Source organism: Bacillus multifaciens (assembly GCF_030756675.1).
GTDB lineage: Bacteria > Bacillota > Bacilli > Bacillales > Bacillaceae_G > Bacillus_A > Bacillus_A multifaciens.
This window is the reverse complement of record NZ_JAVBXD010000001.1, coordinates 102,209-113,545: the sequence shown is the minus strand read 5'-3', so window position 1 is coordinate 113,545 and position 11,337 is coordinate 102,209. Positions and strand designations below refer to the sequence as shown.

The following is an 11,337-nucleotide window of genomic DNA, read 5'->3' as shown; positions in this document are numbered from 1 at the left end:
ATAGTAAGAGAGAATTTAATCGTGATTTGGGGGATTCGCATGCATAAATATATATTAGCAGTGATGAGCTTTCTTATTTTATTAAAGGCGGTTAGTGCAGATCCAGTAAAAATTGTTGAAAATCCTGAACAGAAAGATTTCCAAAAGAGGGTCGAACAGCATTTTCGGCACCAAGCTGCGTACTTTGGAATCGAAACAGAAGGGAAAAAACTAAAAGAAGTGCGGCAAGAACTGCAAATTTTACAAGAAGGACAGAGGGAAAGAAAAACGGAAAAATAAAAAGAGGCAGAAGCCTCTCTTTATTTTATACTTGAAATGTAATCGTTTTTTTCGCATTAATGGGTAGTTTCATTTCATCCCGCTCAAACGGCTGGTAAGAAGTAAGAGCTGAAAGAAAATCAAACTAGCCATAAGAGCCCGATTGGTGAGGGCTGATAATCAGTGGGGGATGAAGAAAACCCCCACTGATTAAAGTTTCACTTTATGCCCACTGGCGGGATAGGTTTGCCATTTCAATCGCTGCAACTGCAGATTCCCAGCCTTTATTGCCAGCTTTTGTACCAGCACGTTCGATTGCTTGTTCAATCGTTTCTGTTGTTAAGACGCCAAAGATAACAGGAATTTCTGTTTGTAATGAAAGGGAAGCTACGCCTTTTGCCACTTCATTACAAACATAATCATAATGCGTTGTTGCGCCGCGAATCACTGTTCCAAGTGTAATAACAGCATCGTATTTTCCGCTGTTTGCCATTTTCTTTGCGATTAACGGAATTTCAAATGCACCAGGGACCCATGCGACATCAATGTTATTTTCTTCTACTCCGTGACGTTTTAAACCGTCTAATGCGCCGCCTAATAGTTTGCTTGTAATAAATTCGTTAAAACGACCAACAACAATACCTACTTTTAATCCTGTACCAACTAAATGACCTTCGAATACCATCATGTATCTCTCCCTTAATCTATTTAAATTTATTTTGATTTTTTAATAAACAAATTGCTGTTATGCAGAATCTAACATGCCCGCTACTTGCCTGTTCCATTTGTTTCAAACATGGCAAGTGGCAGGAAAAGGCCCTGACCGCTCCTATACGCGGCCAGACGCTCTCGCCCACCCAAAAAAGAAAGGGTTTAAATGTGCATTTTCAATTTACATTTATAAAGCTATATAACTACAAAGTTAATAAATGACCTAATTTTGTTGATTTCGTGTGTAAATATGCTTTATTTTCTTCTTTTGCCGGCATTTGGAGCGGCACACGTTCTACAACTTCTAAATCATAACCTTGTAAGCCTGCGATTTTACGTGGATTATTTGTTAAAAGACGAAGCTGTTGTAATCCTAAATCTTTTAAAATTTGTGCGCCAATTCCGTAATCACGAAGATCAGCTGCAAAGCCAAGTTTTTCATTTGCCTCTACAGTATCGTAACCTTCTTCTTGCAGTTTATATGCTCGTAATTTATTAAGCAGTCCAATGCCTCGTCCTTCTTGACGCATGTATAGAAGAACCCCTTTTCCTTCTCGTTCAATTTGAGCGAGCGCTGCATGAAGCTGCGGACCACAGTCGCAGCGGCAAGATCCAAATACATCGCCAGTTAAGCATTCAGAATGGACACGCACAAGCGCTGGTTCGCCTGTAGAAACATCGCCTTTTATAAGAGCGATATGTTCTTGATTATCTAGAGAATTGGAATAACCAATTGCCTGAAATGTACCAAAGTCAGTTGGTAGTGTAATTTCGACTTCGCGCTGCACTAACGTTTCATGATGACGGCGATACGCAATTAAGTCTTCGATTGTAATCATTTTTAGATTAAATTGTTTGGCAATTTCTAATAAATCAGGCACTCGTGCCATCGTTCCATCTTCATTTATAATTTCACAAATAACGCCTGCTGGCTCTGCGCCGCATAATTTCGCTAAATCTACAGCAGCTTCTGTATGCCCGGCGCGGCGAAGAACACCGCCCGCTTTTGCGATTAAAGGGAAGATATGTCCAGGGCGCTTAAAATCACTTGCTTTCGCTTCATGATTTAATAGTTCACGTACAGTTGCCGCACGTTCATGAGCACTAATACCAGTTGTCGTCGAAATGTGATCAACGCTAACGGTAAAAGCTGTACCGTGTGAATCTGTATTTTGTGAAACCATAGGTCCTAATTCTAAACGATTGGCATATTCTTCTGTAATTGGGACACATACAAGACCGCGCCCATGTGTAATCATGAAGTTGATTGTTTCTGGGGTAATATACTCGGCTAAAGAAATAAAATCCCCTTCATTTTCTCTATTTTCATCATCGCAGACGATAACAACTTTTCCTTGCTTTAAATCTTCTAGCGCTTCTTCAATTCGATGAAACATTTCATTTCCTCCCTTATAGAAACCCATTGTCTTGTAAAAAGTTTTCTGTAATTGAGCTCTTTTTAGATGTTGGCTGTGTAATAAAACGTTCAATATATTTTCCAATCATATCGCACTCAATGTTCACAATATCGCCAGCAGTTTTTGTACCGATTACTGACTGACTTAATGTGTGTGGAATGAGAGAGATTGTGATGGAAGATTCATCAACTCCAAAGATTGTGAGACTTGTACCATCAATGGCAACAGACCCTTTTTGTAAACAATAACGAAGCAATTCATTTGGTAATTGTATTTTGTAATATACGGCGTTATAGCTTCGTTTTTTATCGATAATTGTTCCAATGCCGTCAATGTGTCCTGTTACAAAATGCCCACCGAAGCGGCCATTTGCACTCATAGCACGCTCTAAATTGACTGCCGAGCCGCGGCTAAGTGATTGGAGAGACGTTGCTCGCATCGTCTCGGGCATGACATCAACGGTAAAAGAAGTGGGGGTAAAAGAGGTGACAGTTAAACAAATCCCGTTTACAGCAATGCTGTCACCTAAGTTTACGTCTGCCAAAATGGTCTCTGCCGAAATTGTCAGTTTCATAGCTTCGCCAGTTTGCTGCATATTAGCGATTGTTCCGAGTTCCTCAACAATTCCTGTAAACATAAGGCACCTCTTTTCTTGGAGTGGCAATTACTTTTATATCATCACCAATTTGTTCCATCGATTGAATGTGCAGCGCGAGTGCATCTTTTAGTTGTGTAAAACCATTTCCACCAAAACATGTTGGGGCTTCTTTACCACCAATTAGCTTTGGATTAATATAAGTAATCAGCTCCTGAAAACATTTTGCTTCTAAGAAACTTGCATGAACTGTTTGTCCGCCTTCTACAAAGAGAGAAAGAATATTTTTTTCTCCGAGAAGATCGAGCAGTTCGTTTATTTCAATATGATTCGTCTTCATTTGCAAAACAGATACCATATCTGATTGAAATTTTGCGATTTTCTCTTTTGAAACGTTATTTCCAACGATAACCCATGTTGGCGCCTCGCTATCTGTAATTACATGTGATGAAAGCGGGGTTCGTAAATGTGTATCAAGTACGATGCGAATCGGATTTTGTCCACCATTTACAATTCGCGTTGTTAAATGCGGGTTATCGGTAATAATTGTATTTACACCGACGAGAATGGCATCGTGTGTATGACGATAGCGGTGTACATCAGCTCGTGCTTCCCCGCCGGTAATCCATTTACTTTCTCCTGTACGAGTAGCGATTTTTCCATCTAAACTCATTGCTGTTTTTAATGTGACAAATGGCCGCTTTGCTTGCATGTAGTGGAAAAAGTAACGATTTAATTCTTTTGATTCTTTTTCCAGTACACCAATTGTTACATCAATTCCAGCTTCCTGTAATCGCTTGACACCTTGACCTGAAACGAGTGGGTTGCTATCGAGTACTGCAACAACGACTCGTTTTACGTTCTTTGCAATGAGCAAATCACAGCAAGGAGGCGTTTTTCCGTGATGACTGCATGGTTCTAGCGTTACATAAACTGTTGCACCGTGGGCATTTTCACCAGCCATGCGAAGAGCGTGAACTTCAGCATGTTCAGTTCCTGCTCGTAAATGGGCTCCCACTCCAATGATATTCCCATCTTTTACAACAACAGCACCAACCATAGGATTAGGACTTGTTTGCCCAGCTGTATGTTTTGCTAATTGCAAAGCAAGTGCCATATATTCTTGATCTGTCATAAACTCACCTCTCCTAAAAAAATCAAAAAACCCCAAGGATAGAATCCTTGGGGTGAGAGAGACGATGTTTCTAGAAATGTAAGAAGGATACGAGAGTATACTGAATAAACCTAGCGTTGATTGATAAGTTTGCATAGAAAAGAAGCTTAGCAACTATCTATTTTTTTACATGCTAGTGTTATTGTATGATTTCAGCAAAGAAAAGAATGATATATGAAAGAAAACATATGCATGTTTAAAAATAAACAGTACAAATGCGCATGCTGAAATAAACGTAGTATCCTATTATACGTACTAGAAAACATATCCTTCTCCCATCCAGACTATACTGTCGGCTCTAGAGTCTCACTAGATCCACCGTTTTCGATTTGAAAACGGGTCACGGACTTAGAAGTGTGCACTTCATCACCGCCGGTTGGGAATTTCACCCGACCCCGAAGGATGCTGTTTGCTCACATTATAGCATAAAAAAGACAAAAGGCTATAAAAAAAATATTTAAATGTAAAGAATTGTATGAAAATAAAGGGGTTCTTAAATCTTGTATTGGTGGAGAAAATGAATTTGTTATACTAGTGTAGAAAAGACTTTTTTGTAGTGTCTAAAATGAGGTGAAAGTATGAAATATATTGCTGTAGGCATAGGTGGCGTTATTGGAGCTTTAGCTCGCTATGGAGTAGGATTGCTCTTTGAAACAACATCTTTTACTGGTTTTCCATTCGCAACATGGTTAGCTAATATGAGTGGAAGTTTTTTATTAGCATTTTTAACGATGTCTATCTTTCAAATGAAACAAGTATCACCGCTTATGATAAGTGCGATTGGTACAGGGATAATTGGTTCCTATACAACGTTCTCGACGTTTAGCGTAGATACGCTGAAGCTATTACAGCATGAAGCGTTTAGTGTGGCTTTTTTTTATATGGGCGCAAGTATGATAGGAGGATTGCTTTTCTCTTTTGGCGGATTTTATGCTGGAAATAAACTATATGAACGCAGTGTAAGGAAAGAAGGAAATGTATGAATATTTTACTTGTCAGTATCGGTGGCTTTTTCGGTGCAATTGCTCGTTTTTATATTAGTACGATAGCGAAAGAAAAATATGGGGATTCTTTTCCGTACGGAACATTTTTTATAAATATAATCGGTTCGTTTTTACTCGGTCTGTTATACGGTACTGGAGTAGCTAAAATGTGGATATTATTATGTGGCACAGGATTTATGGGGGCATTTACGACATTTTCGACATATCAACTGGAAATGATACAATTAATACATAAACGAGAAGGGCAAAAGGCGTTCTTATATTTTGTTATGAGTTATGTAATAGGGATTGGCAGTGCTTTTGTAGGATTTTATATGGGCAGGATGTAAAAAACACGCGCACATGTTCTTGTGCGCGTAGTGTGCTATTCTTTCGGTGCACGTACAACAGATTCAAATTGTCCTTTATGCGAACCATCGCAATACGGCATATTTTTGGATAACCCGCAGCGGCATATCGAAAATGCCGGTTTTGCTGGAAAGACATTTCCTTCCGCATCGATTAGTTCCACATCCCCTGTAATGCGGAACGAACCGTTATCATTTACTTTAATTTGTACTTTCCCCATTGTTACACCTCCTCACCAAACGCATATGCTTATCATATACTTACTAGAATGACTTGACAATGTTTAGAAACAATGCTTTTTGTGAGAAAATGAATACTCCCCCACTTAGCAAAGCTTGAAGTGGGGGTTTCTAACGTTTCGACCTAACGGACGATTAACGTCAGTGGAGTTAACACACTAGCGAGCTGTTCCACGCCTAACCCCTCTATCCCGTTTGTCCATGCATTCGGGACTACTTTTCGTAAAATATTAGCCGCAGCGTTTACATCTGCGTTAATTCCGATTCCTTTTGCAGAACGATACATACCACGCTTCATTCGTTTTCCTGAAAAAGTTGCATTTTGGTCATTTGTTCCATACGTTGGAATAAAGTCATGATCTAGAAAACTTGCTTTTGATGTGTAAGATTCCTCAGTTACAACAACTTGAATGCCTATCGTATTTGCTTTGTATACAAGATTTCCTTTTCAGAAGAACGAATATACTTTGGAATTCTAGGTTTTCCGGTATATTTGTCGGGATTCTTTTTATAATTTTTTAAACTTGCAAAAAAAGACTTCCAATTTTGGAATACATTTTTCATGATTGATTGACTAGATTGTGTAGGCAAAGCACGATAATCCTTCTGAATCATCGCTTTAAATAATGCATCTAGAAAATTGTAATCTACATAAGGATTTTCTGTAGTTGGTTCTGAAAACAAATTACATTTCACTTCTTTTTGTTTTTCTTTTGGTTTTGTTTTCTCTTTTTCCAATTTCTTTTGATAGGCAAGAAGTTGTGTATCATTCATCTTCCCCATGTTTTTAACAATTGTATCTAAGACTTCTCTTTGTAAAGGTTGCAATTCCTTATCTTGTGTCAAACCTGTATACACTTGTCGTATTGTACATATTTTTAGCGTTTTGGCAAGATTCTTGAAAATAAGAATACATACGATGTCCTTTTTTAATCCAAATCTGAAGAGTTTTATAATGTATTTGATTTTCCGTTGTCATTTTTCACCTCCTTGTTAAAGATATTACACCAAAACAAGAACGTATGTTTCTGTTGTTTTTGAACATAAAATATTTTTTTCGATTCACCTCACCACCTTCACATATGTTTAGAGGTGGGAGTCCTCTCGAAAGGTATGATATAATAAGCTATATACTGAAAAAATAGTAAGGTGAACATAAACATGAATAAACAATTACGTACATTACAAAATATTGCAACAGAGCGAACGTGGGTATCGTTTTTAAATGATAATCATCCCTACAGTTTACTTCATTGGTCAATTGCCGGTGTGCAACAGGAAGTAAAGGATGTATGGTTATTACAAGATGAAGTAACATTTCAAACAACAGAGTTTCCATCACTTGATGAAGCCGTAAAGTGGATTTCTGAAAATATGGATCAAGTTACAGATGTATTGGCGTAATAGGCCATTGTAAATGTAATAAAACTTTTGCTGTTGGTTAAGGTAGGAAAAAGGCTAATTCATATGGAGATGAATTAGCCTTTTTGTGTGTAGTTTCTAATGCATAAAAACATACAATGTGTGCAACATACAACCGATAGAAACAGCAAAGAAGGTGGTAGTTGTTGTGGAAACGATTGTTTATAATAAGTATTATCATTTCCTTTTGTATAGCTGGATGCGATAGAGAAGATCAGGCTAATCGATCAAGTGTAAAAGGCATTTTATCCGCTCATCAAATAGATTTTGTTATTAAAAATGTAAGTCGTGTACCGCATTATGATGTATGGACTGCAAAAAATAATTACACGCTTCTTGTTGTAGACTTTTCATTAAAGAACAGTAGAAATAAAAGCATTATTGTTAAGCCAGCTCAGTTTAATGTTATTTCAGAGACGGGAAAAATATATGGAGTTGTTCAAACGAAAGGGAATACAAGTATATTGCATGATAGCAGAGTAAAATCATACGATTCATTGCAATCAAGCGTTATATTCGAAATACCTAAAGAAGAGACGGTATCTGAATTATTATTTGCTCCTTCTTTTGCTAAAGATAAACCAATTGTTATTTCACTAAAATAAAAACAGGCTTACGCAAGCCTGTTTTTTGTTTCGTTTACGTATGTTGTTAAAAATTGATCAACTGCCGCTTCGTATTCTTCTCTATTTTCTGCATAAGAACAAGCATGAGCGCCTTTTTCGGCAATAAAGAGTTCTTTTGCGCCTTCTTTTGCTTCATATAATGATTGTGTCATATTGGATAAAATGTAATCATCATCTTTACTGTGGATGAACAATACAGGATTTTTAATGTTTTTCACACAATCAATTGGAGAAACCTCACGAATTGTATAGCCATCACGCACTTTTAAAAATGCATTAGCCATTGGTAAAAGTGGCCATTTTGGTAAATGAAACTCAACCTTTAAACGATAATGAAGTTGTTCGTAAAAATCAGAGAATGGACAGTCAGCAATGTAAAAATCAGCTCCGTCCTCAACCATGCCTGCATATTGTAATAACGTTGCTGCTCCCATTGATTCACCGTGGATACCAAGTGTAATATTTGAACCAAATCGCTGTTTGAGCCAATCTACTACCGTCTTTAGATCGTGTTTTTCATAATAGCCATAACTTGTTGTTTTGCCTCCTGTTTGGCCATGACGACGATGATCATAAATAAATACGTTGAATCCCCTGTTTAAAAATAAATTTGCATATTTTATAGAATTTATTTTGTTGACGGTGACGCCGTGACAAAAAATCATGAACTTATTTGAATTGTTAGCAGGAATAAAGTAACCATGAATGTTATAACCAAATTGAGAAGAGAGGTATACTTCTTCTTTTTGTAGAGCTTCAAAATCCTCAAAGCGAAAATGTTGTTTTGTTTCACGTTCTAAAATTTCTTCTTCTGTTTTTCTCTTTAAATACATGACTTTATTCGTAAAGAAAATGCCAATTCCAATAAGAGTACCGATTATCGTTAATACTGTTGTCCAAAATGCTTTCATACTCTATCCTCCAAGTTTACAGTACATATGATAATTACATTGTATCATAACGAGATGAAAAGGTGAGAGCGGCGAGATTTGAAATATAGCGGGGAATATGGACTATGATAGGGGTATAATTTTACATAAAATTCAGTTTGAAATTTTTTTTTGTAAGATTAATAAGGGGTTTCAATCAGAAAAATATTTATGTTTTATAAATAGGAAGTTTTTTTCTAACAAGAAATTATTGGAAGGAAATAAGCATAATTATTAAGGAAAGATACGAATTTGATAATTTCACAGACTAGTATAAATCATATATAATTATAATTATTCTAATGAGTAAAATAGGAAAAGGAGAGATGAGATGATATTTTTCTTTCAATTAGCAGTAATTTTGCTAAGTACAAAGCTTGCGGGTGACTTAAGTGTTAGGCTAGGACAGCCGTCTGTACTTGGAAAACTTATTGTAGGTATTATAATTGGTCCAGCAGTACTAGGATTAATTGATAATACGGATTTACTAAAGCAATTAAGTGAAGTTGGGGTTATTCTTCTCATGTTTATGGCCGGTTTAGAAACGGACTTAAAAGAATTGAATGAAAACCGCAATTCTTCTTTCGCAGTAGCAGTTGGTGGAATTATTATGCCGTTCTTAGGTGGTTATGTTGCGGGCCTTATTATGGGAATGGAGCAAGCAAATGCAGTATTTTTAGGCTTACTTCTTTGTGCAACTAGCGTTAGTATCTCTGTGCAAACGCTTCGAGATTTAGGGAAAATGAAGACACGTGAAAGTACAACAATGCTCGGTGCAGCTGTGTTTGATGATATTCTTGTTGTTATTTTACTTGCATTTGCAATGAGCTTCTTAGGTGCAGATGATGTAAATTTAACGATGGTTATCTTGAAAAAAGTTGTCTTCTTTGCAGCTATTATCCTAATCGGATGGAAGGGCGTACCGATGATTATGCGCTGGCTTTCTCCGCTTCGCGTATCAGAATCTATAATAAGTACAGCTCTTATTATTTGTTTTTCTTTTGCATATTTCGGAGAATTATTAGGAATAGCAGGCATTATCGGAGCGTTTGCGGCAGGGATTGCTATCTCTCAAACAAATTATAAACATGAAGTTGAGAAGAAAGTTGAACCAATTGCTTATGCAATGTTTGTTCCTATTTTCTTTGTAAGTATTGGGATGAATATTACGTTTGCAGGAATTGGAGATAAAGTTTGGTTTATTGTTATTTTAACAGTAATTGCTGTGTTAACGAAATTAATTGGTTGTGGTCTTGGAGCGCGTATGACAGGCTTTGATTTACAGTCTTCTACAATCATTGGTTCTGGAATGGTTTCCCGTGGTGAAGTAGCGCTAATTATTGCTGGACAAGGTCTTGCGTCAGGACTATTAGCAAAAGACTACTTTACAGCAATTGTGATTGTTGTTATTTTAACAACAATGATTACACCGCCGATGTTGAAGAAAACATTTGCGATAAAAGACAAACAATTAAAAGAGGGAAGAAGTGCTGTGTAAGCACTTCTTTTTTTATGTAACAATTTTCAGAAATATAAAATAATATTCTTGACGTATCATTCAATTTGTTTTACGGTGAAATTGTAAACCATTTCCATGTTGAGGGGTGAAGAGGTGGCAACGATTCGCGATGTTGCAAAGTTGGCGGGAGTTTCAGTCGCAACAGTTTCACGAGTGTTAAATGAAAAAGGATATGTACATGAGGACACGGTCAAACAAGTGAAGAAAGCAATTGAGGAGTTGCAGTATAAACCAAATGCGGTGGCCAAAGCGTTATTTAAAAAGTCTTCCACCATGATTGCTTTACTTGTATCTAACATACAAGATCCAGCATGCTTATCCTTGCTTACGGTTATTGAAGAAGAAGCATACAAAGAAGGGTATCAAATCGTTATATGTAATGTGAAACATAAGAGTGGTTATATGGATGTATTGGAACAAAATAATATTGCCGGTATTCTTATGACACGTGATGTATATGAAGGATTACAAAAAGAAAGAGTATCAGTTCCATTTGTAATTATTGATTCAAGCGAGGAAAGGGCTTCGCAGTACTATAATGGAGCAATACAAGCTGTTTCGTTACTAGAAGAGAAAGGTTGCCATTTTCTTGCGTATATTCATGAAGGATCAAGCCATGAAGCGATGGAGGAACATTTCTCAGGTTTTTTAGATGCAGTTTGGGAGAAAAACATATCTTATCGAGTGATCGAAATGTATAGAAGTGAGGCCGATTCAGAACAAATAGCTACGGAGGTATTGCAAAAACATCCATATATAGATGGCATCGTCACTTGTAGTGATACCACCGGAATTGATTTTATCCGTGCTGCGCAAAAATTACATATCTCTATTCCAGAGTATTTGCAAGTTATTAGTTTGAATGGAGCCGTGCAAGGAGAGTGGTCTACACCGTCTTTAACGACAATTGCTCAGCCAATAACAAGTATAGGGAAGGCCGCTATCCAGAAATTAATTGCAAAAATAAAAAAGGTAGAAGATAACCATGAGATAATGAATTTGGATTTCGTCCTGGTTGAAAGAGGATCAACAAAATGAAAGGTGCGTGTTTTTACGCACCTTTTTCTATTTTGCTCTTTGTAGGCAGCAAGAGT

12 protein-coding genes, 2 pseudogenes and 1 riboswitch are annotated in these 11,337 nt (G+C 37.0%); of the genes and pseudogenes, 7 read left to right on the top strand and 7 right to left on the bottom strand.

Annotation, left to right across the window (positions count from 1 at the left end; all coding sequences use genetic code 11):
• Positions 1–39: 39 nt before the first annotated feature.
• Positions 40–258 (top strand): annotated as a pseudogene (locus Q9306_RS00645) (hypothetical protein); the annotation flags it as partial.
• Positions 259–481: 223 nt separating this feature from the next.
• On the opposite strand, the gene ribH reads toward Q9306_RS00645, so the two are convergent.
• The 4 genes from ribH to ribD all read right to left on the bottom strand — a co-directional run bounded on the left by ribH (position 482) and on the right by ribD (position 4,117).
• Positions 482–943: a 6,7-dimethyl-8-ribityllumazine synthase gene (gene ribH / locus Q9306_RS00640; protein WP_020059455.1), complete on the bottom strand. Its 462-nt coding sequence runs from the start codon at positions 941–943 to the stop codon at positions 482–484.
• Between the two features lie 229 nt (positions 944–1,172).
• Positions 1,173–2,366: a bifunctional 3,4-dihydroxy-2-butanone-4-phosphate synthase/GTP cyclohydrolase II gene (locus Q9306_RS00635; RefSeq protein ID WP_306194198.1), complete on the bottom strand. Its 1,194-nt coding sequence runs from the start codon at positions 2,364–2,366 to the stop codon at positions 1,173–1,175.
• 13 nt (positions 2,367–2,379) lie between these two features.
• Positions 2,380–3,024: a riboflavin synthase gene (ribE, locus tag Q9306_RS00630; RefSeq protein ID WP_306194196.1), complete on the bottom strand. Its 645-nt coding sequence runs from the start codon at positions 3,022–3,024 to the stop codon at positions 2,380–2,382.
• Positions 3,005–4,117, bottom strand: a complete 1,113-nt coding sequence (gene ribD / locus Q9306_RS00625) for a bifunctional diaminohydroxyphosphoribosylaminopyrimidine deaminase/5-amino-6-(5-phosphoribosylamino)uracil reductase RibD (RefSeq protein WP_306194194.1) — start codon at positions 4,115–4,117, stop codon at positions 3,005–3,007. The genes ribE and ribD overlap by 20 nt, the downstream gene beginning before the upstream one ends.
• Positions 4,118–4,419: 302 nt before the next feature.
• Positions 4,420–4,563: riboswitch (FMN riboswitch) on the bottom strand.
• Between the two features lie 171 nt (positions 4,564–4,734).
• Here ribD and Q9306_RS00620 point away from each other — a divergent pair.
• Complete coding sequence (locus tag Q9306_RS00620; RefSeq protein ID WP_306194192.1) at positions 4,735–5,139, top strand: fluoride efflux transporter FluC; 405 nt, start codon at positions 4,735–4,737, stop codon at positions 5,137–5,139.
• On the top strand, positions 5,136–5,489 hold the full coding sequence (gene crcB / locus Q9306_RS00615; RefSeq protein WP_306194189.1) for a fluoride efflux transporter CrcB: 354 nt from the start codon (positions 5,136–5,138) through the stop codon (positions 5,487–5,489). The genes Q9306_RS00620 and crcB overlap by 4 nt, the downstream gene beginning before the upstream one ends.
• A 35-nt stretch (positions 5,490–5,524) precedes the next feature.
• Here crcB and Q9306_RS00610 read toward each other — a convergent pair whose 3' ends face one another.
• Together Q9306_RS00610 and Q9306_RS00605 are read right to left on the bottom strand one after the other, a co-directional pair.
• Positions 5,525–5,728 (bottom strand): CDGSH iron-sulfur domain-containing protein, encoded by a 204-nt coding sequence (locus Q9306_RS00610; protein WP_098914662.1) that lies wholly within the window; start codon positions 5,726–5,728, stop codon positions 5,525–5,527.
• Positions 5,729–5,871: 143 nt separating this feature from the next.
• Positions 5,872–6,726: pseudogene (locus Q9306_RS00605) on the bottom strand (hypothetical protein).
• Positions 6,727–6,908: 182 nt separating this feature from the next.
• Between Q9306_RS00605 and Q9306_RS00600 the strand changes: the two are divergent.
• Positions 6,909–7,151 (top strand): DUF2552 family protein, encoded by a 243-nt coding sequence (locus Q9306_RS00600; RefSeq protein ID WP_090914031.1) that lies wholly within the window; start codon positions 6,909–6,911, stop codon positions 7,149–7,151.
• Positions 7,152–7,315: 164 nt separating this feature from the next.
• Positions 7,316–7,774: a DUF4352 domain-containing protein gene (locus Q9306_RS00595; protein WP_306194184.1), complete on the top strand. Its 459-nt coding sequence runs from the start codon at positions 7,316–7,318 to the stop codon at positions 7,772–7,774.
• An 8-nt stretch (positions 7,775–7,782) separates the two neighbouring features.
• On the opposite strand, the gene Q9306_RS00590 is transcribed toward Q9306_RS00595, so the two are convergent.
• Positions 7,783–8,706 (bottom strand): alpha/beta hydrolase, encoded by a 924-nt coding sequence (locus Q9306_RS00590; protein ID WP_306194181.1) that lies wholly within the window; start codon positions 8,704–8,706, stop codon positions 7,783–7,785.
• 349 nt (positions 8,707–9,055) lie between these two features.
• Between Q9306_RS00590 and Q9306_RS00585 the strand changes: the two genes are divergently transcribed.
• Both Q9306_RS00585 and Q9306_RS00580 read left to right on the top strand, forming a co-directional pair.
• Positions 9,056–10,222, top strand: coding sequence for a cation:proton antiporter (locus Q9306_RS00585; protein WP_306194178.1), 1,167 nt, complete (start codon positions 9,056–9,058; stop codon positions 10,220–10,222).
• Between the two features lie 114 nt (positions 10,223–10,336).
• Positions 10,337–11,281 (top strand): LacI family DNA-binding transcriptional regulator, encoded by a 945-nt coding sequence (locus tag Q9306_RS00580; protein ID WP_306194176.1) that lies wholly within the window; start codon positions 10,337–10,339, stop codon positions 11,279–11,281.
• Positions 11,282–11,337 lie beyond the last annotated feature (56 nt).